The 26985-nt window shown below is 58.0% G+C and carries 24 protein-coding genes; 11 read left to right on the top strand and 13 right to left on the bottom strand.

Features of this window, described 5'->3' with window-relative positions:
- Positions 1-2 precede the first annotated feature (2 nt).
- The 6 genes from EDF75_RS00385 (at position 3) to fba (ending at position 5114) form a co-directional block, all read left to right on the top strand.
- A complete protein-coding gene (locus EDF75_RS00385) occupies positions 3-605 on the top strand; it encodes a peroxiredoxin (protein WP_004858569.1) in 603 nt (200 codons plus the stop codon).
- Between the two features lie 441 nt (positions 606-1046).
- Entirely contained in the window at positions 1047-1490 is a 444-nt protein-coding gene (locus tag EDF75_RS00380) for a PTS sugar transporter subunit IIA (protein WP_133597949.1), read from the top strand.
- A 5-nt stretch (positions 1491-1495) separates the two neighbouring features.
- A complete protein-coding gene (locus tag EDF75_RS00375; RefSeq protein WP_041144277.1) occupies positions 1496-1783 on the top strand; it encodes a PTS sugar transporter subunit IIB in 288 nt (95 codons plus the stop codon).
- Positions 1784-1803: 20 nt separating this feature from the next.
- Positions 1804-3195 (top strand): PTS ascorbate transporter subunit IIC, encoded by a 1392-nt coding sequence (locus tag EDF75_RS00370; RefSeq protein WP_045854191.1) that lies wholly within the window; start codon positions 1804-1806, stop codon positions 3193-3195.
- Between the two features lie 66 nt (positions 3196-3261).
- Positions 3262-4224, top strand: coding sequence for a carbohydrate kinase family protein (locus tag EDF75_RS00365; protein ID WP_133596383.1), 963 nt, complete (start codon positions 3262-3264; stop codon positions 4222-4224).
- Positions 4225-4253: 29 nt separating this feature from the next.
- Entirely contained in the window at positions 4254-5114 is an 861-nt protein-coding gene (gene fba / locus EDF75_RS00360; RefSeq protein ID WP_133596381.1) for a class II fructose-1,6-bisphosphate aldolase, read from the top strand.
- Between the two features lie 75 nt (positions 5115-5189).
- On the opposite strand, the gene EDF75_RS00355 is transcribed toward fba, so the two are convergent.
- From EDF75_RS00355 to EDF75_RS00345, 3 genes are all read right to left on the bottom strand, one after another.
- Positions 5190-7058 carry an amidohydrolase gene (locus tag EDF75_RS00355; RefSeq protein WP_133596379.1) on the bottom strand — a complete coding sequence of 623 codons (1869 nt, stop codon included), beginning with the start codon at positions 7056-7058 and terminating at the stop codon, positions 5190-5192.
- A gap of 24 nt (positions 7059-7082) precedes the next feature.
- Positions 7083-7628 (bottom strand): antibiotic biosynthesis monooxygenase, encoded by a 546-nt coding sequence (locus tag EDF75_RS00350; protein ID WP_133596377.1) that lies wholly within the window; start codon positions 7626-7628, stop codon positions 7083-7085.
- 384 nt (positions 7629-8012) lie between these two features.
- Positions 8013-8654 (bottom strand): hydrolase, encoded by a 642-nt coding sequence (locus EDF75_RS00345; RefSeq protein WP_133596375.1) that lies wholly within the window; start codon positions 8652-8654, stop codon positions 8013-8015.
- 292 nt (positions 8655-8946) lie between these two features.
- Here EDF75_RS00345 and EDF75_RS00340 point away from each other — a divergent pair, with 292 nt between their 5' ends.
- The gene (locus EDF75_RS00340; protein WP_133596373.1) at positions 8947-9849 is read left to right on the top strand and encodes a LysR family transcriptional regulator; all 903 of its coding nucleotides are present in this window, start codon (positions 8947-8949) and stop codon (positions 9847-9849) included.
- Here the strand turns inward: EDF75_RS00340 and malZ are convergent.
- The 5 genes from malZ to phoB form a co-directional block, all read right to left on the bottom strand.
- Positions 9840-11663, bottom strand: a complete 1824-nt coding sequence (malZ, locus tag EDF75_RS00335) for a maltodextrin glucosidase (RefSeq protein ID WP_133596371.1) — start codon at positions 11661-11663, stop codon at positions 9840-9842. The genes EDF75_RS00340 and malZ overlap by 10 nt on opposite strands.
- A 162-nt stretch (positions 11664-11825) precedes the next feature.
- Positions 11826-13199, bottom strand: coding sequence for a proline-specific permease ProY (gene proY, locus EDF75_RS00330; protein ID WP_133596369.1), 1374 nt, complete (start codon positions 13197-13199; stop codon positions 11826-11828).
- A gap of 123 nt (positions 13200-13322) precedes the next feature.
- Positions 13323-14642: a branched-chain amino acid transporter carrier protein BrnQ gene (gene brnQ / locus EDF75_RS00325; protein WP_133596368.1), complete on the bottom strand. Its 1320-nt coding sequence runs from the start codon at positions 14640-14642 to the stop codon at positions 13323-13325.
- A gap of 409 nt (positions 14643-15051) precedes the next feature.
- On the bottom strand, positions 15052-16347 hold the full coding sequence (gene phoR / locus EDF75_RS00320) for a phosphate regulon sensor histidine kinase PhoR (RefSeq protein ID WP_133596366.1): 1296 nt from the start codon (positions 16345-16347) through the stop codon (positions 15052-15054).
- A gap of 21 nt (positions 16348-16368) precedes the next feature.
- Positions 16369-17058 carry a phosphate response regulator transcription factor PhoB gene (gene phoB, locus EDF75_RS00315; protein ID WP_133596364.1) on the bottom strand — a complete coding sequence of 230 codons (690 nt, stop codon included), beginning with the start codon at positions 17056-17058 and terminating at the stop codon, positions 16369-16371.
- Positions 17059-17239: 181 nt separating this feature from the next.
- On the opposite strand from phoB, the gene sbcD reads away from it, so the two are divergent.
- Complete coding sequence (sbcD, locus tag EDF75_RS00310; protein ID WP_133596362.1) at positions 17240-18442, top strand: exonuclease subunit SbcD; 1203 nt, start codon at positions 17240-17242, stop codon at positions 18440-18442.
- Positions 18439-21573, top strand: coding sequence for an exonuclease subunit SbcC (sbcC, locus tag EDF75_RS00305; protein ID WP_133596361.1), 3135 nt, complete (start codon positions 18439-18441; stop codon positions 21571-21573). Before sbcD ends, sbcC begins: the two co-directional genes overlap by 4 nt.
- Positions 21574-21642: 69 nt before the next feature.
- Here sbcC and mak read toward each other — a convergent pair whose 3' ends face one another.
- On the bottom strand, positions 21643-22548 hold the full coding sequence (gene mak / locus EDF75_RS00300; RefSeq protein ID WP_045854180.1) for a fructokinase: 906 nt from the start codon (positions 22546-22548) through the stop codon (positions 21643-21645).
- A gap of 91 nt (positions 22549-22639) precedes the next feature.
- On the opposite strand from mak, the gene rdgC reads away from it, so the two are divergent.
- Positions 22640-23551, top strand: a complete 912-nt coding sequence (rdgC, locus tag EDF75_RS00295; protein ID WP_041147534.1) for a recombination-associated protein RdgC — start codon at positions 22640-22642, stop codon at positions 23549-23551.
- 81 nt (positions 23552-23632) lie between these two features.
- On the opposite strand, the gene ppnP is transcribed toward rdgC, so the two are convergent.
- The 4 genes from ppnP to aroL all read right to left on the bottom strand — a co-directional run bounded on the left by ppnP (position 23633) and on the right by aroL (position 25947).
- A complete protein-coding gene (ppnP, locus tag EDF75_RS00290) occupies positions 23633-23917 on the bottom strand; it encodes a pyrimidine/purine nucleoside phosphorylase (protein WP_045854179.1) in 285 nt (94 codons plus the stop codon).
- Positions 23918-24083: 166 nt separating this feature from the next.
- Positions 24084-24761, bottom strand: a complete 678-nt coding sequence (locus EDF75_RS00285) for an AroM family protein (RefSeq protein ID WP_133596359.1) — start codon at positions 24759-24761, stop codon at positions 24084-24086.
- Between the two features lie 340 nt (positions 24762-25101).
- Positions 25102-25293, bottom strand: coding sequence for a YaiA family protein (locus tag EDF75_RS00280; RefSeq protein ID WP_133596357.1), 192 nt, complete (start codon positions 25291-25293; stop codon positions 25102-25104).
- Between the two features lie 123 nt (positions 25294-25416).
- Complete coding sequence (gene aroL, locus EDF75_RS00275; protein WP_133596356.1) at positions 25417-25947, bottom strand: shikimate kinase AroL; 531 nt, start codon at positions 25945-25947, stop codon at positions 25417-25419.
- Positions 25948-26282: 335 nt separating this feature from the next.
- On the opposite strand from aroL, the gene EDF75_RS00270 reads away from it, so the two are divergent.
- A complete protein-coding gene (locus EDF75_RS00270; RefSeq protein WP_133596354.1) occupies positions 26283-26984 on the top strand; it encodes a DUF2076 domain-containing protein in 702 nt (233 codons plus the stop codon).
- Position 26985 lies beyond the last annotated feature (1 nt).

Genomic DNA, 26985 nt, shown 5'->3' with positions numbered 1-26985 from the left:
ATATGGTTCTGGTAACTCGTCAGGCTCCGGATTTTACCGCGGCAGCAGTTTTAGGTAACGGCGAAATCGTTGAGAAATTCAACTTCAAACAGCACACCAACGGTAAAGCCACCGTACTGTTCTTCTGGCCGATGGACTTCACCTTCGTTTGCCCGTCTGAACTGATCGCTTTTGACAAACGTTATGAAGAATTCCAGAAGCGCGGCGTAGAAGTTGTTGGCGTTTCCTTCGACTCCGAATTCGTTCACAACGCATGGCGTAACACCCCGGTAGACCAGGGCGGTATTGGTCCGGTTAAATACGCGATGGTTGCTGACATCAAGCGTGAAATCCAGAAAGCCTACGGTATCGAACATCCGGACGAAGGCGTTGCGCTGCGCGGCTCCTTCCTGATCGACGCGAACGGCGTTGTTCGCCACCAGGTGGTTAACGACCTGCCGCTGGGACGTAACATCGACGAAATGCTGCGCATGGTTGACGCGCTGCAGTTCCACGAAGAGCACGGCGAAGTATGCCCGGCACAGTGGGAAAAAGGTAAAGAAGGGATGGCCGCTTCTCCGGAAGGAGTCGCTAAATACCTGACCGAGAACGTTTCCAGCCTGTAATCGGCTGCCGTTCATAAAAAAGCTCGCTGCGGCGAGCTTTTTTGTTGCTTTGCGCCTCCCTTTTTTACTGCTGGAAATACGCGGCGGATACCGGCAAAGGGCTAAAAACATCCCGGTGCGCCTTTTTTTGTAATCCCGTTCAAACTTTGCTGAAAAAACAGCCTGATATTTGTGACAGGCATTGCATTTTTCCGTTTTAAATTAAGATGCAAGCTCATTTCCCCACACCTGCCTTTCCGCCTCTGGAAAATTCAAAGTCAATAAGCCTTTGATATATAAAGATATAATTAATTTTATTTTTTCAGATAAAATATTTCCAATATCCCTTCGATGTGATCAACTTCAATATTTAAAAATCCATATGTGATCTGAAGCCTAATTTTTGTTGATATATTTGTTCATGATCTAGTTCAGGAATACGAACGCATTAAGGATCGGATGATGGACATTATTTTTAACCCTACATTAATTGCGCTTAAGCAAAATATTTCCACAGCCGAGCAGGCGATCGAATTCGCAGGAACGCTGCTTGTCCGGCAACACATTTGTCGCCCGGAATATATTAATGCGATGGTCGAGGTGTATCGGGATTTTGGTCCGGCGATTGTTATCGACCACGGCCTGGCGATGCCCCATGCCCGACCGGAAAAAGGCGCATTGCAAACGGGTTTTTCCTTAGTCACCACCCAACGGCCGATCGCATTTGGCCACGAGGAGTTTGATCCGGTGAAAGTCATTATCGCCATCGCCGGGGCGGATGCGAATAGCCATATAAAAATGATCCAGCTGATAGCCTCGCTGATTGAGTCAGATATTGTCACGTTTCTTCAACAGGAGCATGACGCCAATTCAGTATTACATTTCATCCAAAAGCAAATGGAGTAGTCATTATGTTAGTTATCAGAACGGTTTGTGGTAACGGTATTGGCAGTTCATTAATGGCTGCGAATAATGTCAAAAAAATATGTGATGAATTAGGTATTAAAGCCGACGTGGCCTCCGTTGATTTTGCCAACGCGGTAGGAGAAAAAGCCGACCTCTACGTCACAATTAAAGAGCTGGCAAACCAATTTCCTGCGCGCTGCAACGTCGCCATTATTCGCAGCTACGTGCACAAGGCGAAAATCGCCGAGGATATTACTGAAGCACTCACCAAAATTGCTGCAACTCACTCTTAATCATTATTGAGGGAACGACCATGCAGGCTATTCTTAGCTTCTTAGCGGAAATATTTAGTCAACCCGCGTTTCTGATGGGGATTATCGCATTTGTCGGTTTAGTGGCGCTGCGCTCCCCGGGTAATAAATTACTGACCGGTACCTTAAAGCCAATATTAGGCTATTTGATGTTAAGCGCCGGCGCCGGGGTTATTGTGGCAAACCTCAACCCTCTCGGCGGCATTATTGAAGCCGGATTTAATATTCGCGGCGTGATCCCTAATAATGAGGCCATTGTTTCCGTCGCGCAAAAAATGCTGGGCGTGGAAACCATGAGCATTTTGCTCTTAGGCTTTATTTTCAATCTGCTCATTGCCCGCTGCACCAAGTATAAATATATCTTTCTTACCGGGCACCACTCTTTCTTCCTGGCATGCCTGTTCTCCGCGGTGCTGCAGGCGGCAGAATTCCACGGCTGGATGCTGGTGTTAATCGGTGGATTCCTGCTGGGCTCATGGTCGGCCATTTCTCCGGCAATCGGTCAGCGCTACACCAAACAGGTTACCGAAGATGGCGGCATTGCGATGGGGCACTTCGGCTCGCTGGGCTATTACATCTCGGCCTGGATCGCCACGAAAACCGGTAATCCGGCAAATTCATTTGCCGATACTGAAATCTCAGAGAAATGGGGCTTTCTGCGCGACACCACGGTCACCACCGGGATCGTGATGTTTGTTATCTACTTCGTCTGCAGCGCCGTCGCGGGCACGGAGTACCTGCGGACGATAACCGACCAGAATATGCTGATCTTCTCTATCCTTACCGGCCTGCAGTTCGCGGTCGGCGTCGCCATCGTCTACAACGGTGTACGATTGATCCTCGGCGATCTCGTCCCGGCATTCCAGGGGATCAGCCAGAAGCTGATACCGAACTCCATCCCCGCCGTCGACTGTGCCGTATTTTTTACCTTTAGCCCAACCGCCGTTGTCGTGGGGTTCATCAGCTCGTTCGTTGGCGGCCTGGTCGGCATGCTTTTCCTCGGCGCATTTGGCATGGCGCTGATAATCCCCGGCATGGTGCCGCACTTCTTCTGCGGCGGAACCTCCGGAGTCTTTGCCGATAAGCTGGGCGGCAAACGCGGCTGCGTTATCGCCTCATTTATCGGCGGCATATTCCTTGCGTTCCTGCCGGCGATGCTGCTTCCGGCTTTGGGTAGCCTCGGCTTTGAGAACAGCACCTTCGCCGACTTCGACTTTGCTGTCTGGGGCATCATCATCGGTAATGCATTCACCCAGTTTGGTCAGATAACGATTTATCTCATCTGCCTGGCGCTTCTGGTCGCGCTGCTGGTGCCATTCTGCTTCCGCTCGGTGCGCGTGGTCGGTGACACCCTCAGCTATGAGGAGCTCACTGCGGATAAGAAAAATGAATAAGCGGTTTCATTTTTCCCTGCGGGAAGGGACTTCCTCCCGCAGCTGACAAAATAATCAGGAGTTGTTATGGCTATCTTGTCCATTGGGTTTTCATGTTTCGATCAGTTCTTTTTTCTTAACGAATGGCCGCAGGAGAATACCAAAAATTTCTGCCACGACTTTATCGAGAGCGGCGGCGGCCCGGCAGCAAATGCGGCGTGGCTGCTGGGCCTGTGGGGGGAAGATGTTTACTACATTGGCCATTTGAATAAGGACCTCTACGGCCAGCGTATTATCGATGAGTTTGCCGAGGCCGGGGTTGATACCAGCCAGGTGGTCTTCTCCGATGAAATGATCACCCCGCTGGCGTCGGTGCTGGTGAATCGGCTGTCGGGCTCAAGGACGATTATTACCCGTAAAATGCAAACACCGCCTTCGCTGACCTACGACCAGAAGCTGAAAATTGATGATTTAGCGGCGCGGCTCATTGAGTCAGAGGAACCGGTAACGCTATTAGTTGATGGGCATGAAGCAGAACTCAGCGAATATATCATCAAGAAACTGCCAGCCGCAAAGGTAGTTATGGACGGTGGTTCGCTGCGCGCCAGCAATATTAAACTGGCAGCCTGGACCGATTACTTTGTTGTTAGCGAGCATTTCGCCAGAGACTATATGAGCTATCGCGCCCTCGAGACCGAAGCGGAAATTAAAACGGCGCTGATCGAGCTAAATAAAATTTGCCGCGGTGACGCCTTTATTACGCTGGGGGAAAAAGGCTGTGCGTTCTTAAAAAGCGGCATGCTGCAAATTGTTCCGGCCTGGCTCTGCAATGTGGTCGATACTACCGGCGCCGGGGACGTATTCCACGGAGCCTTTACCTATGGCGTGCACTACTCGTGGCATATCGACAATATTATTTTGTTTGCCAGCCTGACCGCGGCAATCTCTATTGAGAAAAAGGGCGTGCGTGAATCAATGCCCGACCTTGCCATCGTCCATAACTCGCTAAATAACTACGAAAGAAACTTAACGCAATATTTTGGTGAATAATTTCCGTTAATAAATATCGAGAGGTGATCATGTTAGTTTCTATGAAGGACATGCTTCAGCATGCCCTGAGGGACGGTTATGCCGTAGGGCAGTTCAATATTAATAATCTGGAATGGGTCGCTGCCGTATTAAGCACCGCACAACAGCTGCGCTCCCCGGTTATTTTAGGCGTCTCCGGCGGTACCGTTAAGCATATGCTGGGATTAAAATGTATTCATGACATCGTGGTTAACGCGATTGATTATTTACACATTGATATTCCGGTCGCGCTGCATCTCGATCACGGGACCACCCGTGAAGCCTGCGAAGCGGCTATTGAGGCCGGATTCAGCTCCATCATGTTTGATGGTTCGCACCTGCCGTTCAGCGAAAACCTGGCCATCACCCGCCATCTGGTCGAGCTGGCGCATGCCAGAGGCATTTCGGTTGAAGCTGAGCTGGGCACCATTGCCGGAAGCGAAGACGGTATCGTTAACTCGACGGTGATCTATGCCGACCCGCAGGAGTGCTACACCCTGGTCAGCGAAACCCAGGTCGATTGTCTGGCAGCGGCGTTAGGCTCGACCCACGGGCTGTACAAAGGCAAAGCAAAGCTCGGGTTTACGGAGATGAAGGCAATTGCGGAGCGGGTTAAGGTTCCGCTGGTACTGCACGGCGGCACCGGCATTGCCGACGAGGATATGCGTAGGGCCATTGCCTGCGGCACGGCCAAAATTAACGTCAATACCGAAAATATGTACGCCTGGTGCCAGGAGGTGAAGGCCATACTATCTGCCGATACCGGTCATGATGTGAACGACCCGCGTAAAGTGATCGGCCAGGGGCTGAAACCGGTGCGCGAAATGATTGCGCGGCGCATTGAGCTGTTCGGCTCACAGAACCGCTATTAGCCAATTTTCACTTTATCGACGCCACTTCAGGGAGAACCCAGCCCCGGACAGATCCGGAGGCTGGTTAATCTGGGGCTAAAACGCGAAGCAGGAGCAGCCCAGCACGCCCCAGAACGCCTGCTCATCGGCAACCGGGATCGACGACCGCCGCGCAATATCGTGCTGGTGGCCGTGGACGCCGCAGCTGCCGCAGCACTGGTGCATCTGCACGATGGCGCCGATTTTTGCCGCAGCGGGCGGCGCCGAGCGGTAGTGGCCCGGAACCTTGACCACCGGAGACCACTCCGGCAGTACCGGGATGGGCGGCGGCGCCAGCGGCGAGAAGTGTCCGGCGGCATAAACCACTTTGCCATCAACCACCGTCAGCACCGATTCTATGCCTTTTATCTCCTCTTCCGGCACGCTGAAATAGTCCTTCGACAGCACCACCAGATCGGCAAGCTGATCCTGCTCAATACGCCCTTTTTTACCCTGCTCGCTGGAGAACCAGGCGCTGCCCGCCGTCCACAGCTCCAGCGCCACGTCGCGCGGCAGGCGGTTGCTCTCATCGTACATTGCCATGCCGCCGACGGTGCGTCCGGAAACCAGCCAGTAGAGCGCGGTCCACGGGTTGTAGCTCGCCACGCGGGTGGCGTCGGTGCCGAGCCCCACCGGCACCTCCATTTCCAGCATTTTCGCCACCGGCGGGGTGTGCTTCACCGCATCGATGCCGTAGCGGTCGACAAAATACTCCCCCTGGAAGGCCATCCGGTGCTGTACCGCAATCCCGCCGCCCAGCGCCTTCACGCGCTCAATATTGCGCTCGGTGATGGTTTCCGCATGGTCAAAGAACCAGTGCAGGCCGTTAAACGGAATCTCGCGGTTCACCTTCTCAAAGACGTCCAGCATCCGGCTGATGGATTCGTCATAGGTGGCGTGCAGGCGGAACGGCCAGCGGTGCTCCACCAGGTGGTGCACCACCCGCTCCAGTTCGTCCTCCATTCCCGCCGGCAGATCCGGACGCGGCTGCAGGAAATCTTCAAAATCCGCCGCCGAAAAGACCAGCATCTCGCCGGCACCGTTGGCGCGGAAAAAGTCGGTCCCCTGCCCCGGCTTCAGCATATCGGTCCAGCGTTCGAAATCATCCAGCTCCTGCTTCGGACGCTGGGTAAACAGGTTATAGGCAATGCGCACGGTCATCTGCTGGTTAGCGTGCAGCTGCTCAATAATTTCATAATCTTCCGGGTAGTTCTGGAAGCCGCCGCCGGCGTCAATCGCGCTGGTCAGCCCGAGACGGTTCAGCTCGCGCATAAACTGGCGCGTCGAGTTCACCTGCAGCTCCAGCGGCAGCCTGGGCCCTTTCGCCAGCGTCGCGTAGAGGATCATGGCATTAGGTTTCGCTATCAGCATCCCGGTCGGGTTGCCGTTGCTATCCCGCACAATTTCGCCGCCCGCCGGATCCGGCGTCTCTTTGGTATAGCCTACGGCCTTCAGCGCCGCGCGGTTAAGCAGCGCGCGATCGTAGAGATGCAGCACGAATACCGGCGTATCCGGCGCCACCTGGTTGAGCTCTTCCAGCGTCGGCATGCGCCGCTCGGCAAACTGGAATTCGCTCCAGCCGCCGACCACCCGCACCCACTGCGGCGAAGGCGTGCGATCGACCTGCTCTTTGAGCATCCGCAGCGCATCCGCCAGCGAGGGAACGCCTTCCCAGCGCAGCTCAAGGTTGTAGTTCAGCCCCCCACGGATCAGGTGCAGGTGGGAATCATTCAGGCCGGGGATCGCCGTATGGCCCTGCAGATCGACGATCTGCGTGCCTTCGGCGGCAAAGTTCATGATCCGATCGTGGCTCCCGGCGGCGAGGATCTTACCGTCGGCGATCGCTACCGCATCGGCCAGCGGGTTTTGCCGATCGAGGGTGTGGATCCGACCATGGGTCAGGATCAGTGTGGCAGTTTGTGGCATAACGCTCTCCTTGAGGAGGCTGACTCAGTTTTTCTTTAACCAGCCAGCAAACAGGCGGGTCACGATGGGCATCCAGAACCAGACCACCAGCGCGACGACGCAGGCATCGTTTATCAAATGCAGCGGCAGGCTTCCCCGCATCGAGGGCAGCAGCATGCCGGTCAGCCAGGGCACCAGGTTGGTGCTGGGGAAGATAACCAGTAGGGTTATCAGAAACTGCTTCCAGCGCAGCGGCTGGCGCACGTTGGCCGCCGGCGGGGTAAACCAGAAAGCCGGTTCGGTACGGACCTCCGTGCGATCGCCCTCGCTAAGCAGCGGCGCAATTTCGGCAACCAGTTCGCGGCGCGTTTCCGACTGCGTCCAGGCGTAGAGGTGCTCAATGGTGTCGAAGCGAATAATCACGCTCCATAAATTCTGCCCGGCCCCCGGGCGAATGACGTTAGCGCCAAGGTGCCCGGGAAACTCTGCCGCCACGGGCATAATTTTTCCGAGCCACTCTTCATAGCGCTTACCGTGTTCGGGATCGAGCATATGACTGATAACCAGCGTTACCGATTTCTGTTGCGCCATGAGGAGCTCCTTGCTGCAGGGAAGCGGCGGGATTTCCCGCCATCAGCCATAAATGACAATACACAAAGTCATTCAATCTGCGCCGGGGCGGGCAAACGAAGCCAGCAAAGAGGCAGCTTGAAATACACAAAATCATTCATGCTGCGCCGGGGCGGGCAAACGAAGCCCAAAGAAGCAGCCTGAAGGACGATGACAATACACAAAGTCATTCAATCTGCGCCGGGACGGGCAAACGAAGCCAGCAAAGAGGCAGCTTGAAATACACAAAATCATTCATGCTGCATCGAGGCGGCAAGGGAAGAAATCCCCAGGAGCATAGGTAACTATGTGACTGGGGTTTCTGAGTGCAGCCAACAAAGAGGCAGCCTGAAGGATGAAGTGTATTTAGGCCTGGCGCTCCGGCGCGCCGTGCACCATGGTGTACGCGTAATCCACGCCCATGCCGTACGCGCCGCTATGTTCGCGAACCAGGTCCATCACCGCGTCGTAGGTCTCTTTGCGCGACCAGTCGCGCTGGTACTCAAGCAGCACCTGCTGCCAGGTCACCGGCACCGCGCCGGCCTGCACCATGCGGTCAATCGAGCGCTCATGCGCATCGACGGAGGTCCCACCGGAAGCGTCGGTCACCACGTACACTTCATATCCCTCTTCCAGCGCCATCAGCGCCGGGAACGTCAGGCAGACTTCGGTCCACAGCGCGGAGATAATCAGCTTCTTACGCCCGGCAGCCTTAACCGCCTTAACGAAACCCGCATCTTCCCAGGAGTTCATTGAGGTACGTTCTATCGGTTTAACCTGCGGGTGCACCGCCAGCAATTCCGGCCAGATATAGCCGCTAAAGCTTTTTGTTTCCACGGAGGTATAAATAACCGGAACATTAAAAATCTTGCCCGCTTTAGCTAGCGCAACGGTATTATTTTTAAGCATCTGGCGATCGATATTGGCGACACCAAACGACATCTGCGGCTGGTGGTCAATAAAGATAAGCGTTGAGTTGGTTGGATCAATCAGTTCCCGAATAGACATAGCATACCTTCTTAATCAATGAGTTAAAAAGAGAAAATCAGCGCTGCTGTGGGTCTGGATCCTGACGGATAAAGCATGGTGAGTATAGTCAGTAATTTCTAACGAGTTATTAAAGAAATTTTTCTGATTTATTTCAAAAATAAAAGGCAAGAAATAAAAAATACGCTATTAGCGAAGAGGGCGATAATGATGTTTATCAAAAAATTGCGGGTAACGGTTCTAAATTATTCACTGGTATTGAGCAACTGGCTTCGGTAAAACAGAGGGATTATTTATTACCGGTAAGCCGCCGATGCGCCTGAATCTTGATGTCCTGCAGATCCTCGATGCCCTGGAGACCCATGGCTCCTTCGCCACCGCCGCGGAATCGCTCTATAAAACGCCCGCCGCCCTGAGCTACATGATCCAAAAGCTGGAAAGCGATCTCGGTATCACCCTGCTGGATCGCAGCGGACACCGGGCGAAGTTTACCGATACCGGCACAATGGTGCTGGAAAAGGGTCGGCTGCTGCTCAACGCGGCAAAGGATCTGGAAAAGCAGGCGCTGCAGCTGAATGCCGGCTGGGAGCGGGATCTGGCCATCGCCCTGGACGCCTCCTTCCCTTTCGATCGTCTACTCCCGCTTATCGACGCGTTTTACGCGCAAAATCCGCAAACCCGCCTCAATTTTACCCACCATACGCTGGCGGGCGCCTGGGAAGAGCTGACCCGTAACGGGGCGGATATCATTCTTGGCGCGATCAACGAACCGCCGACCTCCGCCGAATGGTCATGGAAAATGCTCGGCACGCTGGATAACGTATTTGTGGTCGCGCCCGGCCATCCGCTGGCGGAAACGGTACAGCCGCTGACCAACAAGCAGCTCAGCCTGCATCGCGCGGTGGTGATCAGCGATAGCGCCCGCCACTGCCACCCGCTCAACAGCAACCTTCTCACCGAGCAGCCGCAAATTCGCGTCGATGATTTTGCCAGCAAGGTCGCGCTGCTGCGGGCCGGGATCGGCTGCGGTTTTCTCCCCCGCCACGTCGCCCAGCCGTGGCTGGCGAGCGGCGAACTGGTGGAGAAAACCGTCATCTCTTTTCGCGAAAAGGATATCGCCTACATGGCCTGGCGTACGGATAACGACGGCCTGGCCCAGCGCTGGTGGCGGGAAGCCATTCTCGAAGAACCGTTTCTACACCAGCTTTATCCCTGACGGCTGAACCACACGCTGGCGGCGATGGCCGGAAGCGTCAGCACGCCGTCGTGCAGCGCGCCGCAGCCCTCTTTGAGCTGCCACTCGCCCACGTCCAGCAGCGGTGAATCCTCAACCACCACCTCACAGGCTTCGCCGCGGTTGATCGCCACCAGCACGCGCTGATTTTTATAAACCCGGGCAAATACCACCACGTTTTCTTCGGCATAAATCACCTGACACCCGCCGTAGCGCAGCGCCTGGTTCGCCTTGCGCAGCTTCGCCATGCGTTTATACAGGCCCAGCAGCGTCGCGTCCTGCAAAGCCGGGTCCCACGGGAAGGGTTTGCGGCAGAACGGATCGTTATTGCCATCAACGCCCACTTCGTCGCCGTAGTAGATGCACGGCACGCCCGGCCAGCAGAACAGCCAGACCACCGCCAGCGGCAGACGCGCGACGTCCTTACCCAGCAGCGACTTAAAGCGCGCCGTATCGTGGCTATCAAGCTGGTTAAACATCCGCAGCTGCTGCTGGTGCGACAGCCCGGCGCGGTAGTTATCCATCCACGCCACGCAGGTTTGCGCATCTATCTTCTGCGGATCGTAAGAGATATCGGTATTCGCCAGGAAGCCCCACAGCGGGAAGGTAAACCCGCGGTAGTTCATCGCCGCATCTTCGGCATCGGCCTGCAGCCACTGGCGCGCGTCGCCAAAATGTTCCCCAAAAACAAAGGATTCTGGCTGCGTCTCCTTTGCCGCCTGGGTTATACCGGCGATATGGCGCAGGTTATTACGCGCCCCGCCGCCTTCCCCCAGCATATGCACCACGTCCAGACGCCAGCCGTCCATGCTCCACGGCGCCTTCAGCCAGTGGCGCACGATGCTGTCTTCCCCGGCGTAGATTTCGTTGATCAGGCTGGTCGATCGATAATCCAGCTTCGGCAGGCTGGCGTAGCCCAGCCAGCTGTGCGCTTCGCCCTCGGGGGAAAAGGTGAACCAGTCGCGCCACGGTGAATCCGCGCTGTGGCAGGCGCCGCCGCTGCCGCGCTGGTGGCGGTCAAACCAGACGTGTGAATCTCCGGTGTGGTTGAACACGCCGTCGAGGATCAGGCGCATCCCCTCCCGCTGCGTATTGTGCCGCAGGCGCAGCAGCGCGGCGTCACCGCCGAACTGCGGATCGACGCGACGATAATCTTCGGTATCGTATTTATGCACGCTCGGCGCGACAAACACCGGATTCAGGTACAGCGCCGTGACGCCCAGCTGCTTGAGATACGGCAGCTTCTCGCTGATACCGTCCAGATCGCCGCCGTAGAAGGTTGAGCCGCCCGCCTCGCCGGTTAACGGTTCATCCCACTGCTTCTGAACGATATCCTGTCCCGCAGCGTGGTGATGGTAGGGCCGATCCTGCTCGGTCTGGCGCGGTTCGCTGCGCGCAAAGCGGTCAGGAAAGATTTGATAAAAGACCTGATCGGCAACCCACTGCGGGCCGCTGTCCGGCAGATCGACCGCAAACTGCTCCAGCCGCGCCGGCGGGAAGCGGTTAAAGCCCTGCGGGGTAAACCAGCGCTGCCGGTCGGCCCACAGCAGCTTGAAGCTATAGCGCCGACGCGGCTGGCCGCTGGCCAGATTAATCTCACCGCGCCACGCGACGACGCCCGGCCGCGGCTCCTGGCGCAGGCGGTGCATCGGCAGCGAAAGCTCTTCGTTGTCTTCTTCCGCACGCAGCGTAACGCGCTGCGGCAGCTCATCGCCGCTGACCCATAGGGTGATCAAGAGTCGTCCCTGCTGCTCCTTGATAAACGGGGCAACAGGCAGGTGCCATGCCTTTAACATCGTTATTCCTCTCTGTACAGAATGGGCACACCTTGCCACAGCGCCCAGGGGTATGACTCATCATCGGCAGAATTATTGGGGGAGGAGAGCGGAGGAGGATATCGGAAAAGCGGAAATATCCTGCCGGACAGCGCGCGCATATCCGGCAGGCGAGCGGCCCGCCTAGCGGGCCTGCGCCAGCTGACGGTCGCGGCGGGTTTTCAGCTTCCAGCCGACCAGCAGCAGCGCTATCCAGGCGAAGCCGACGTACAGGGAAATACGCGTATCCGGATGGTAGCCAATCAGCGCAATGATAAAGACGAGGAACGCCAGGCCTACCGCCGTGGTCGCCACGCCGCCCGGCACTTTAAACTTCAGCGCCCTGGCCTCTTCCGGCGGCAGACGACGGCGGAAGGCAATCTGCGACAGCAGGATCATAATCCACACCCACACCGTCGCAAAGGTCGCCAGGGAGGCGATCACCAGGAAGACATTTTCCGGCATGATGTAGTTCAGGTAGACCGCGAACAGCAGCGCGATGGTCATCACCATCACCGTCACCCACGGCACGCCGCGGCGCGACGTTTTGGCGAACATTTTCGGCGCGCTGCCCTGCTCGGCCATGCCGTGCAGCATGCGCCCGACGCCGAATACGTCGCTGTTAATCGCCGACAGCGAGGCGGTCAGCACCACGAAGTTGAGGATGCTGGCGGCAAACGCGATGCCCATATGCTGGAAGGTTAAGACGAACGGGCTGCCGTTAGTCCCAACCTGGTTCCACGGATAAATAGACATAATCACGAACAGCGTGCCAACGTAGAACACCAGAATACGCATCGGGACCGAGTTGATGGCGCGCGGGATGGATTTCTCCGGATCCTGCGCTTCCCCGGCGGTAATACCGATGATTTCAATCCCGCCGTAGGCGAACATCACCATCTGCAGCGACATCACCATTCCCAGCCAGCCGTTGCTGAAGAAGCCGCCGTTGCTCCACAGATTATGGATGCCGGTCGGCTGGCCGCCGTTGCCGATGCCCCAGATAATGATGCCGAAACCGGCGAGGATCATGATGATAATGGTGGCGACTTTAAAGAAGGAGAACCAGAACTCCAGCTCGCCAAACACCTTCACGCTCATCAGATTGACGGCGCAGATAATCAGCACCACGCTGAGCACCCAGATCCAGTGCGGGACCGTCGGGAACCAGACGCCCATATAGATGCCGAAGGCCGTCACGTCGGCGATGGCAACAATCAGGATTTCAAAACAGTAGGTCCAGCCGGTGATGTAGCCCGCCAGCGGGCCGAGGTAGTCCTGCGCGTAGCGCGAAAATGAGCTGGCGGCGGGGTTATGCACCGACATCTCGCCCAGCGCGCGCATAATAATGTACGCCGCCGCGCCGCCGATAATATAGGCCAGCAGCACGCTCGGGCCGGCCATTTTAATCGCATCGGCCGAGCCATAGAACAGGCCGGTACCAATTGCCGAACCCAGCGCCATAAAGCGGATATGCCGGGTACTTAGCCCGCGCTTAAGTTTGTTACTACTTTCCATCGTATTCCATGCCGTTTTTCTCCTTTAGCCTTCGTCGGGCGAAGATCAAAAGAGGATTACCTGAAAAACAAAAAACCACGGGACCTGAAGTCCCGTGGTTTAACACTGATTTTTAAACGTCGGCTAGTGCGCGCTGGATGTCACCTGACGCCCCGCGGCGCGGTCCCAGACCACCGCCAGAACCACCATCACGGCGGTCGGCATCAGCCAGGCCAGACCCTGCTCTGCCAAAGGCAGACGCGCGGTCCACGCCGGCAGCATATCGGCAAAGGCCGACGTTTTAATGCCGTCAATGATACCAAACATCAGGCTGATAAACATGGCCGGCGCAATAACGCGGGACGAATTATGCCACCAGTTGCGGGTAAAGCTTAATACCACCAGGGCGATACACGGCGGATAGATAGCCGTCAGCACCGGGATCGAAATCTGAATCAGGTGGCTCAGCCCGAGGTTGGAGACCGCCATCGAGAAGATGCCGAGAATAAACACCAGCGAGCGGTAGGAGAGCGGCAGATACTGGGCGAAAAACTCCGCGCAGGCGCAGGTCAGGCCAACTGCGGTCACCAGGCAGGCAATGAAAATCAGCGCCGCCAGCATAAAGCTTCCCGCGCCACCAAAGGTGTGCTGGACGTACGAGTGCAGAATGGCCGCGCCGTTAGCCGACTGATCGACCAGGGTCGCGCTGTCGGAGCCGAGGCGGAACAGGGCCAGGTACAGCAACGTCAGGCCAACGCCCGCCATCAGGCCGGCCCACACGGTATAGCGGGTCAGCAGGCGCGCTTCGTTAACGCCGCGAGAGCGGGCGGCGTTAACAATGACGATCCCGAAGACCATCGCGCCGAGGGTGTCCATCGTCAGATAGCCGTTGACGAAGCCGTTTGAGAACGGCGCGGTGCGGTAGGCCTCCAGCGCGTTGCTGATCGGGCCTGCCGGCCAAATAATCGCCGCGACGGAGAGAATAATCAGGGCAATGATTTTCAGCGGAGCGAGGAAATTGCCGACGGTATCCAGCAGCTTGCCGGGATATAACGAAACGAGGATCACCAGGGCGAAATAGATAACGCTATAAATCAGCAGCGGCATCGCGCCGTCGCCGGTCAGCGGGGCAATCCCCACTTCAAAGGAGACCGTCGCGGTACGCGGAGTCGCGAACAGCGGTCCTACCGCCAGGTAGCAGACGACGGCCAGCAGAATTCCCGCCACTTTGCCAATCGGGGTGCTCAGGCTTTCAACGCCGCCGCCGACTTTCGCCAGCGCCACGACCGTCAGCACCGGTAAACCCACGGCGGTGATCAGAAAGCCGATAGCGGCGGTCCAGACGTGTTCACCAGCCTGTAAACCAACCATTGGGGGGAAGATGATGTTGCCTGCACCGACGAACAGCGCGAAGGTCATAAAGCCCAACGCGATGATGTCGCGAGATTTTAACTGATGGGTCATAAATTCATACTGCCTGTGGATGTGGTGGTGTTAAACGGAAAAATACCGTGCCTTCCCTTAGGGATGATACAGCGGCTATTGCCGGAAACTCAGCGAGATATGCTCCCGAAGCGGCGTGGGAAAGAATTGTTTTTTGAAATACCACGCAAAAGCAGTCTGTCTACGACTGCATGGGGCGCAATTTAAACGCTTATAACGTTTTAAAGCAAGGCGGGATCGTAAAAGCAGATGATTATGCTAAGTCTACAATTTCAACCAGCGTTATTAACCATAATGAAGGAAAACATGTGGCTAATCATGCGAACAAAAAAGCAGCAGACGTTCGTTAATTACGCAGCTGAAAATTGACTGCAAACGAAAATGACCAGCCGGAGCTGGTCATTGACAAGTTATGTTGACAGCGCGGCGCCTAGCCGCTTTTTTTGGCAATTAAACGTTCCGGCAGCAGGAAGCTAAACCGCGTTCCTTTACCGGGCGTGCTCTCAATATCCAGCCGGCTGTCGTGATGGTTGACCGCATGCTTAACGATAGCCAGCCCCAGGCCGCTACCCCCGGTTTGCCGCGAGCGCGCTTTATCCACGCGATAGAAGCGCTCGGTGAGCCGCGGAATGTGCTCGGGCGCGATCCCCGGGCCGTTATCCTCAACGCTAAACAGCGCGCCGTGCGGCGCTTTCTGCCAGCTGACGGTAATCTCCGTGCCCTCCGGAGTATGGTTGATCGCGTTATACACCAGATTCGAGATCGCGCTGCGCAGCTGCTCATCGTTACCGAGTACCTGCAGCGACTCATCGACCACAAAGTGCAGGGTATGCTTTTTCTGGCTGAGCGTTTGCGCCTCGCGCTCGACAACCCGCAGCATCATCGGCACGTCGATTTTGTCGTTCATTGCCAGAACCGGGGCCGCCTCAATACGCGATAGCGTCAACAGCTGTTTAACTAACCCCTCCATACGCTGGGTTTGCTCACGCATAGTATGCAGGGCTTTTTCCCGCGTCACCCCTTCCAGCACCTGCTCCTGCATCATCTCCAGATACCCCTGCAGCACCGTTAGCGGCGTGCGCAGCTCGTGGCTGACGTTAGCAAAAAAGTTGCGCCGCGCCCCTTCAAGCTGGTGCATCTGCGTCACGTCGCGCGCCACCATCAGCATCTGCTTGTCGCTGTAGGGCATCACGCGAATTTCCAGATGCCGGGAGTTATTAAGGATCAGATTGAGCGGTTTACTGAAATCCTTGTTTTTTAGGTAGTTGGCAAATTCAGGGTAGCGCAGGAGGTTAAGGATGTTTTGTCCGCTGTCGTCCGGCCAGCGCAGATTGAGGATCTGCTGTGCGAGGCCGTTACACCAGAAGATCGCCCCCTCCTCCGTGGTCAGCACCACCGCATCGGGCAGCGATTCCGCCCCGCTGCGAAAGCGTTTGATCAGGCTGCCCAGCTCGCGTCGGCGTTTTTTATTACGCATCTGCATCTGATGGAGGCCGTACAGCAGCGGTTCCCAGCTGCCGCTCCCCGGCGGTGGCGTCATGCTGCGGTCCACCCACAGCCACCACGAAAGACGTAATAAATTCCAGAAATGCCAGATAAGAAGTCCGGTCACCGCCGCCAGTAAAAACCACGGCAAATGACCAAATACCGCCCCGAGAATCAGGGCCGGGATACAAGATAAGAAAAGCTCAAGCGCCAGCCTTTTCCATGACAGCCGTTCCAGCACGGTTCACACTCCTGTCGACATTCAGAAACGGGCGGAGAAACGATATCCCGTGCCGCGAACCGTTTGTACCATCCGGTCATGGCCACTCTGTTCCAGCGCTTTACGCAGACGGCGAATATGCACGTCTACCGTTCGGTCTTCTACATACACGTTGGTCCCCCAGACGTGATTCAGCAGCTGCTCGCGGCTGTATACGCGTTCCGGATGGGTCATAAAGAAGTGTAATAACTTAAACTCGGTCGGTCCCATGTCCAGCGGGTTTTCGCCGGTCATCACGCGATGGGAGGAGGGATCGAGGCTCAGCCCCTGCATTTCAATCACCTCTTCCACCGCCATCGGGGAAATGCGCCGCATCACGGCTTTGATTCGCGCCACCAGCTCTTTCGGCGAGAAAGGCTTGGTGATGTAATCGTCGGCGCCGGTCTCGAGGCCGCGAACGCGATCTTCCTCTTCACCGCGAGCGGTCAGCATCACCACCGGAATATCGCGGGTCATCGCCTCACGCTTAAGCTGCTTAATAAACTGCAGACCCGATCCACCCGGCAGCATCCAGTCAAGGAGAATCAGATCGGGCCAGGGTTCATTGAGCTGGTTCACCGCGCTGTCAAAATCTTCCGCCTCGACGGGCTGAAAGCCGTTTTGTTCCAGAACAAAGCAGACCATTTCGCGGATTGGAGCTTCATCTTCAACGACCAGAATTCTTCTCGCCATTATTTACCCTGTATTTTTTAGCCATCAGTATAGAGTGCGGCGCCATTATGCGTCAGTTTTGTGACAGATTTATGAAAAAAATGGTCGTCTGACGATCGAGGATTTTGAATTATGACACGCACTTAACTCCCCCTGCGTCGATGGTATAATGGCGGCAACGCTCTTAGGCAACGGAATATTTATGCGCATCATTCACACCTCTGACTGGCATCTCGGGCAAAACTTTTACAGCAAAAGCCGCGCCGCTGAGCATGCGGCCTTTCTCGACTGGCTGCTGGCCAGCGCGCAGGAGCACGAGGTCGATGCCATTATTGTCGCCGGCGATATCTTTGATACCGGCTCGCCGCCGAGCTACGCCCGCGAGCTGTACAACCACTTCGTGGTTCAGCTCCAGCAAACCGGCTGTCGGCTGGTGGTGCTGGCGGGAAACCATGATTCGGTCGCCACGCTGAATGAATCGCGCGACATCCTGGCCTTCTTAAAAACCACGGTCGTGGCGAACGCCGGCCATGCCCCCTTCTTTCTGCCGCTGCGCGACGGCTCGCCGGGGGCAATATTCTGCCCGGTCCCCTTCCTGCGCCCGCGCGAGCTGGTCACCAGTCAGGCCGGACACTCCAGCGGTGAAAAGCAGCAGCTGCTGCTCACCGCCATCAGCGACTACTATCAGCAGCAGTACCAGCAGGCCTGCGCCCTGCGCGGCGACCGGCCGCTGCCGATTATCGCCAGCGGCCACCTGACCACCGTCGGTGCCAGCAAAAGCGACGCGGTGCGTGAAATCTACATCGGCACCCTCGATGCCTTCCCGGCCAGCCGTTTTCCTCCCGTCGACTACATCGCGCTGGGCCATATCCACCGGGCGCAGATCGTCGGCGGCTGCGAGCATATCCGCTACAGCGGCTCGCCAATCTCCCTGAGCTTTGATGAGACCGGGAAAAGTAAAAGCGTCAATCTGGTGACCTTTACCGACGGCCAACTGGCGGACGTGAGCCCGCTGGCGGTGCCGATAGTCCAGCCGCTGGCGGTGCTAAAAGGCGATTTTGCCAGCATCAGCGAACAGCTTGACCGGTGGCAGGATAGCGCGGGGCTGCCCGCCGCCTGGCTGGATATTGAAATCACCAGCGACGAATATCTGCACGATATTCAGCGCCAGATCCAGGCCCGCTGCGAAGCGCTGCCGGTGGAAGTGCTGCTGGTGCGCCGCAGCCGCGCCCAGCGCGAGCGTATTCTGGCCGGCGAGCGGCGGGAAACCCTCAGCGAACTGCGTGTTGAGGAGGTTTTTGCCCGTCGCCTGGCGCTGGAGGATCTCGAAGAGCCGCAGCAGCAGCGCCTCGAGCAGCTGTTTAACGAAACGCTGCACGGCCTGAACGATGAGGAGCACCTGTGAAGATTCTGAGCCTGCGTCTTAAAAACCTTAACTCCCTGAAAGGCGAGTGGAAAATTGATTTCACCGCCGAACCCTTCGCCAGCAACGGGCTGTTCGCGATCGTCGGGCCGACGGGGGCCGGGAAAACGACGCTGCTGGACGCTATCTGCCTCGCGCTGTACCACGAAACGCCGCGCCTGAGCAGCGTGTCGCAATCGCAAAACGATCTGATGACCCGCAATACCGCCGAATGCCTGGCTGAAGTTGAGTTTGAGGTCAAAGGCACCGCCTACCGCGCCTTCTGGAGCCAGAACCGCGCGCGCAACCAGCCCGACGGCAACCTGCAGGCGCCCCGCGTCGAGCTGGCCCGCTGCGACGATGGGCAAATTCTTGCCGACAAAGTCAAAGACAAGCTGGAGATGACCGCCTCGCTCACCGGCCTCGATTACGGCCGCTTTACCCGCTCGATGCTCCTCTCCCAGGGCCAGTTCGCCGCCTTTCTTAACGCCAAACCCAAAGAGCGCGCGGAGCTGCTGGAGGAGCTCACCGGCACCGAAATTTACGGTCAGATCTCCGCCCAGGTGTTTGAAAAGCACAAGCTCGCCCGCAGCGAGCTGGAAAAGCTGCAGGCCCAGGCCTCCGGCGTGCTGCTGCTAAGCGACGAGCAGCAGCAGGCGCTGCAGCAAAGTTTGCAAGTACTTACTGCTGAAGAACAGCAGCGCCTCGCCGAGCAGGCGCGGGAGCAAAATACGCTGCAATGGCTGCTGCGCCAGCAGGAGCTAAGCCGCGACCAGATCCAGACCGAGGCGCGACTGCGCGAGGCGCAGCAGGCGCTGGAGCAGGCCCAGCCGCAGCTGGCGGCGCTGCAGCAGGCGCAGCCTGCCGACCAGCTGCGTCCGCTGTGGACCCGACAGCAAGAGCAGGCCGAGGCGCTGGCGCAGACCCGCCGTCAGGTGGAAGAAGTAAATACTCGCTTACACGATCGGCTGAGGCTGCGGGCGGGCATTCGTCTCGCGGCGCAGCAGCAAACGAGCCAGCTGCAGCAGACGCAGCAATCGCTCGCCGAATGGCTGAAGGCCAACGACCGCTATCGTCAGTGGGGCAATGCCCTGGCGGGCTGGCGGGCGGCGTTCCAGCAGCAGGCGCGCGACGCGCAGCAGCAGGCCGGGCTGGAGCAGCGGCTGGCGGAAACCCGCCGTCGGCTCGGCGAACTGCCGCCGGCGACGCTGGCGCTGGATGCCGAGCAGGTTCGCGACGACCTTGCCCGCCACGCCGCCGCCCGCCCGCAGCGTCAGCAGCTGGCAACCCTGCACAGCCGTCTGCTGCCCCTGCGCCAGCGCCTCAGCCAGCTGCAGGCGACGGAGCAGGCCGGCCGCGAGGAGCAGGAGAAGCTGGAAACGACGCTGACCCAGCGGCGCCAGGCCTACAAAGAGAAAAATCAGCAGTTCAGCGATGTGAAAGCCATTTGTGAACTGGAAGAGCGGATTGCCGGACTGGAAGAGGAGCGCGCGCGCCTGCAGCCCGGCGCGCCTTGCCCGCTCTGCGGCTCCTGCGAACACCCGGCCGTCGCCGAATATCGGGCACTGACGCCCGGCGTGAATCACGCCCGCCGCGAGGCCCTCGAGCGCGAGGTTAAACGGCTGGCGGAAGAAGGTGCCCAGCTGCGCGGCGAGCTGGATGCGCTTTTGAAACAACAGCTTAAACAAAAAGAGGAGCGAGACTCGCTGCTCCAGCAGGAGCAAGCGCTTACCTCTCAGTGGCAGAGCGTCAGCGGCGAACTGCAGATTGACCTGCGGCCGGAGGATGATATTCCCGGCTGGCTCGACGCTCAGCAGGAGCGGGAGCAGCAGCTGTATCAGCATCAGCAGCGGCTGGCCTGGCAGGCGCAGCAGCAGGAGTGCGAGCTGCAGCTCCGGCAGCTGCAGCAGGATCTGGCCCAGCGTCACAGCGCCCTCAACGCCGAGCTCGCGGCGTTTGCCCTCAGCGCGCCTGAGGCGGAAACGGCGGCGGCCTGGCTGGCCGCGCGCGAAGAGGAAACCCGCGGCTGGCAGACCAGGCACGACGAATCTGCCGCCCTGCAGGAGCGCCTGCAGCAGCTGATCCCCCTGCTGGAGACGCTGCCGGAGACGGAAGAGGCGGTCCCGCCCGCGCCGCTTGAGGGCTGGCGCCAGGTGCACGACGACTGCCTGGCGCTGCAGAGCCAGTGGCGCACCCTTGGCCAGCAGGAGAGCCAGCAGCAGCGGCTGCTGGCAGAAACCGAGGGCCAGTTCGCCGCCGCCCTCGCCGCCAGCCCCTTTGCCGACCGGCAGGCGTTTCTCGACGCCCTGCTCGATGAAGAGACCCGCCAGCGCCTGGAACAGCTCAGGCAGACGCTGGAAAATACGCTCCAGCAAAACGGCGCTCTCGCCCTGCGGGCCCGGGAGGCGCTGGCGCAGCATCGGCAGCAGCCGCCGGCGGAGGCCGACATCACCCAGCCGATGGAAGAGGTCGAGGCCCGCTTACGGCAGCTGGCCCCTCTGCTGCGGGAAAACAGCGCCCGTCAGGGGGAGATCCGCCAGCAGCTGAAGCAGAACGCCGAGAATCAGCAGCGCCAGCAGGCGCTGCTGCAGGAGATCGCGCTCGCCGCGCGGCAGGTGGAGGACTGGGCGTGGCTCAATTCGCTGATTGGCTCGAAAGAAGGCGATAAATTCCGTAAATTTGCCCAGGGGCTGACGCTGGATAACCTTGTCTGGCTGGCTAACCATCAGCTCAACCGCCTGCACGGCCGCTATCAGCTGCAGCGCAAGGCCAGCGAAGCGCTGGAGCTGGAGGTGGTCGATACCTGGCAGGCGGACGCGGTGCGCGATACCCGCACCCTCTCCGGCGGCGAAAGCTTCCTCGTCAGCCTTGCGCTGGCGCTGGCGCTATCCGATCTGGTGAGTCATAAAACGCGCATTGATTCGCTGTTCCTTGACGAAGGGTTCGGTACGCTCGATAGCGAAACGCTGGATACCGCGCTGGACGCGCTGGATGCCCTCAACGCCAGCGGCAAGGCGATCGGCGTGATTAGCCACGTCGAAGCGATGAAGGAGCGTATCCCCGTGCAGATCAAGGTGAAAAAAATTAACGGGCTGGGATACAGCCGTCTCGATAAGGCCTACGCGGTAGAGTAAAACTCCACCCGGCCTCCCGGCAGCGCGGTGCCGCCGGGAAGCCGGAGTCGAGAGCCTCTCCTCAGCCGCCTACAGCGGCCACAGCCAGGCCGCGCCGCGCACGCCGCTGGAGTCACCGTGCAGCGCTTTACGGATCGGCGTTTCACACTCGCCGCCAAACACCCACCCTTTCACCAGCGCGGGCACCGTCTGGTACAGGCGCTCGACGTTGCTCATTCCGCCGCCGAGTACGATAACGTCCGGGTCGAGGATATTCACCACGTGGGCCAGCGACTTCGCCAGCCGCATCTCGTAGCGGCTCAGCGCCAGCTCCGCCAGCGGGTCCTGCTCGCCAACCCGCTGCACGATCTCGCTGCCCTTTAACGGCTGGCCGCCCAGACGCCGATAGTCGGTGGCAAAGCCGGTGCCGGAGATAAAGGTTTCAATACACCCCTGCTTTGCGCAGTAGCACGGGACCTCCGCGCGATAGCGCAGCTCGTCCTCATCCATCCACGGCAGCGGGTTGTGCCCCCACTCTCCGGCGGCGCCGTTGCCACCAATATGCGAACGACCGTTAAACGCCACGCCGGCGCCGCAGCCGGTGCCGATAATGACCGCAAATACGGTCTGAGCGCCCGCCGCGGCGCCATCCACCGCTTCCGATACCGCCAGGCAGTTGGCATCATTCGCCAGCCGCACTTCGCGATTCAGCCGCTGGCTCAGGTCCTTATCAAACGGCTGACCGTTGAGCCAGGTGGAGTTGGCATTTTTCACCACGCCGGTGTACGGCGAAATCGAGCCGGGGATCCCCATTCCAACGCTGCCGCGCTCTCCGGTCGCCTGCTCTGCCATATCGACCAGGGCGGCAATATTCTCTATCGTTTGCCGATAATCGTCCCGCGGCGTCGGCAAACGGTGGCGAAACAGCTGCTCTCCCTTATCGCTCAGGGCAATGACTTCCGTTTTCGTGCCGCCTAAATCAATACCAATACGCACTGTATGCTCCTCTCCCCGATTAACAATGCAAGCATAGCGACAATTCGCTATCATGCCCGCTGGATTTAACGACAAAGCCGTGGAAATTATCATGCTGTGGTTCAAAAATTTAATGGTTTACCGTCTCAGCCGCGACATTTCCCTGCGCGCCGAGGAGATGGAAAAACAGCTGGCCGAGCTGACGTTTACGCCTTGTGGTAGCCAGGATATGGCGAAAACCGGTTGGGTATCGCCGATGGGATCGCACAGCGATGCGCTGACGCACACGACAAACGGGCAGATCGTTATCTGCGCGCGCAAAGAAGAGAAGATCCTGCCGTCTCCGGTGATCAAACAGGCGCTGGAAGCGAAGATCTTCAAGCTGGAAGCCGAGCAGGGCCGCAAGCTGAAAAAAACCGAAAAAGATTCGCTGAAAGACGAAGTGCTGCACTCGCTGCTGCCGCGCGCTTTCAGCCGCTTTAGCCAGACCATGATGTGGATCGATACCGTCAACGGTCTGATCATGGTGGACTGCGCCAGCGCCAAAAAAGCGGAAGATACGCTGGCTCTGCTGCGCAAAACCTTAGGCTCGCTGCCGGTTGTCCCGCTGGCGCTGGAAAACCCGATCGAGCTGACGCTCACCGAATGGGTGCGCTCAGGCACCGTGGCGCAGGGCTTCCAGCTGCTGGATGAAGCCGAGCTGAAGGCTATGCTGGAAGACGGTGGCGTGATCCGCGCGAAGAAGCAGGATCTGGTCAGCGACGAAATCGCCGTGCACATTGAGGCCGGGAAGGTCGTCACCAAGCTGGCCCTCGACTGGCAGCAGCGTATTCAGTTCCTGATGTGTGACGATGGCTCCATCAAGCGCCTGAAGTTCTGTGACGAACTGCGCGATCAGAATGAGGATATCGATCGGGAAGATTTTGCCCTGCGCTTTGACGCCGACTTTATTCTGATGACCGGCGAACTGGCCGCGCTGATTCAGAATCTGGTGGAAGCCCTGGGCGGAGAAGCCCAGCGCTAATCAGCTGAATGACATCCGCAGAATCACTCGATTACGCGGATCGTCATCCTGCCGCACGGCGGCAGGATGACAAAATCTGCATTACAGATAGCGGCACAGATAGGACGTTGGCTCAGCAACCTGCAGGTGGAACTCGCTGCTGCCAGGAACGTTGAATACTTCACCGGCGCTATAAACTTTCCACTCGGTTTCCCCAGGTAGCAGAACGTTCAGCGCCCCGCTGACCACGGTCATCTCTTCCGGCTGTGCGGTGCCAAAGGTATATTCCCCTTCCGCCATCACGCCCACGCTCGCGCGGCCCGTACTGCTGCTGGTGAAACCAATCGATTTCACTTTTCCATCGAAGTATTCATTACTTTGAAGCATAAACAAGCCCTTATGATCTTTTGTTGAAACCTCAATATAGGGGGCGCTCCTCGTTTCTGTCACGTAAAATTAACGTCTGATACCTGTCCTGTGACGCAGGATAGCCGCAGCGCCCGCCTTTGCCCACAGGCCTGGCGCCTCGCAATACGCGCGGCCGCAAAATGGCTTAGACCAAAAGCTCTGCCGCCAGCCGTGAAACCAGCACGTTAGACAGCAGAACCGGCACGTCCAGCGCTTTTTGCAGCACGTCCCGGTGATGCTGATGGTAGCCGAGACAGTCCAGCACCAGCACGTCGGCGCCCTGCTCCAGCAGCACCCTTCCGGCCTCCAGCAAATCGCTGTCGCTGCCGCTAACCGGGTTCGCCAGCGCGTAGTACGGCGCGCTGTTGAGCGAGAGCCATTTTTGCTGCTGCAGCGGCAGAACGTCCTCAACGGGAACGATGACCCCCACCTGATGGCCGTCGACGATCGACGCCACCAGCGGCGGGATAATGCGCTGCGGCTCCAGCAGAATAGCGTTGCGCGCCGTAAAACCGCTCAGCATGTCGGAGCTCAACAGCAGAATGACGTCATACTCCTGCCGGTCGAGCACCGCGATAAGATGTTTTAAATCACGTTCAATCTTCCACCGCGAGACCTCGGCCATCCGGTTGTCATTGAGCAAGGTCAGCAGGCACTCGTCGTCGGGATCAACGGCATAATCTTCCATCACCTCTTCACGCGTCATTTTACCCAGCAGGCTAATATGCGTGATCTGCTCTTCCCTGATATGTTCGGTTAACAGCGGCAGAACCTCCGCTACCGGCACCACGCCAACGGTTAAAATGGCCATTGTTGTACTCATATCATCTACCTTTTCACTTCCACGCCTTCAGCACAGGCTTACCGCATAATATCCGCCCCCCTGGTGGCTAAAAATCAACCGTCCAGAAGCGTAGCAGCTTAGCGCTCCAGTAGAGTGTAAAGATTCCAGATGATTCAGGAACACTCCTGAAAAATCCGCACCTTAGGTATTCATTAGTACGCGTGATGAATTAAAAATGTGACAGGTGTCTGGTTTTACTCTTTGGCTGAGAGAAACAGCGCACCGCGCAGGTACGGAAATCAGCGGCGAGCGACAGGGTCAGCGGGGGCAAAAATACCTGCCAGCGGTGGCGCTGACAGGCTACGGCGCAGAAGGCGGGCTAGGATTTATCAGGATCCTCATAGCGCCGTTTGGCATCCAGCGCTTCGCTTTCGACAGGATGTTCGCTAATCAGTGAATCGGGGGTGGGATAATCGGCGCGGAGTTGATACCAGGTTTCAGTCTGGCCCTTCTGACCTTTCTCAACGGCGACGACGCGCACTTCGCGCGGATATGGCGGTCGGTCTGGCATGGCTCTTCCCTCTTTTACCGTACGAGCCATAAAGTATAGATAGCCGCGCTCCGTTTGCCCCAGGTAAAGTCCGAACTCGCTCCGTTATCCGCCAGCAGGCGGCTCTTTCGCCACCCTGAAGGGTTAATTATCAACCGCACAGGCGCTCTGCAGCGTCGCCACGATCTGCCCGACCACCTCATCCGGCTCGGCGGTCGCATCGATAATATGGTGCGCGGTCGCCCGGTACAGCACCTCTCTTTGCGCCAGCACTTCGCCAACCTCATCGCGGATCGGTTTGCCGGTCAGCGTCGGACGCTGTTCGGTTTTCGGATAGGCTTCAAGGCGGTCAATCAGCGCAGATACCGAGGCCTGGAGATAGAAAACCACGCCGTTCTCACGCATAAACTGACGGTTCTCTTCAATGAGCACAATGCCGCCGCCGGTGGCAATAACCGTTTCCGGGCGGGTGACCGCTTTTAGCGCCTGCGACTCCAGCTCACGAAAGCGATCCCAGCCCTCCTGCTCAACGATCGTCGCGACCGTACGCTGCTCTAGCGCCTGCAGGGCATGATCGGTATCGGTAAACTGGTAATTGCGCGCCCGCGCCAGCGCGTGGCCGATCGTCGTTTTACCGCAGCCGCGTGGACCGATGAGATAGATTGGCTGTGTCATTACCGAAGACCCTCTGGTTCCGCATTTTGCGGGAAAATGAATACGAAAAGTGCGCAATGATACCTGCAAAGCGGCGTCACGATAACCGTAAAATAAACGTTACAAATTATCAGGCGATCCCTTTCATCATAGAGAGCAAAGGGATTTTGCATGTAAACCTATCATTGCATTAAATGTTGCGCCAGATTTACCTCGACTCAGGGATTATTTTTTAGCCGCTGGCAGGCGTAAACGGTAACACATTTATGCAAAGCTTTACGCTGCAACATATTTACAACATGGGTGGTCCAGACGCACTCTGACCGTAATTTATCAGTGTGACAGAGGAATGTATCATGCAATCTGAAGAACAACGCCTTATCGATGGGCTGTTTTCCCGACTAAAAGAGGCCGGAACGCAGAGCGCATCGCGCGATGCCGGCGCCGAGGAGCGGATTGCGCAGCACATCAAAGAGCAGCCGGCCGCCCCCTACTACATGGCGCAAACGATCCTGATTCAGGAAGCGGCGATTAAGCGGCTCAACGATCGTATCCAGGCGCTGGAAGGCCAGGTGACGCAGCTGCAGGCGGCAAAACCGAGCAGCGGCGGATTTCTCTCCGGCCTGTTCGGCGGCGGCCAGTCGCCATCGCGCGGTTCTGACCCTATTCCGGGCGCGGATCAGTACGGTCGGCCGCAGGCCGGCGCGCAGCCGCAGTATGCCCCGCAAATGCAGCAGCAGAACTACGCTCCTCAGGCGGCTCGCGGCGGCGGCTTTATGGCCGGTGCGCTCCAGACCGCGGCGGGCGTGGCGGGCGGCGTGGTGCTCGGCAATATGCTGACCAATATGTTCAGCGGCTCGCACCCGCAGGAGATCGTCAATATCATCGAAGAGCAGCCGCAGGCAGACCTCACGCAGACGGCGGATAGCAGCGCGTCGGACGATCTCTTCCGCCAGGACGACGGTCAGTTCCTTGCGGATAACAGCACCTACAGCTCCGACTTCGACGCCGGTTTCGGCGATGACGACATCGGCAGCGACGACGATAGCTGGGTGTAGG

Source organism: Klebsiella sp. BIGb0149 (genome assembly GCF_004362605.1).
Classification (GTDB): domain Bacteria; phylum Pseudomonadota; class Gammaproteobacteria; order Enterobacterales; family Enterobacteriaceae; genus Klebsiella; species Klebsiella terrigena.
The sequence above is the reverse complement of the archived record's forward strand: the minus strand, read 5'-3'. Positions and strand labels throughout refer to the sequence as shown.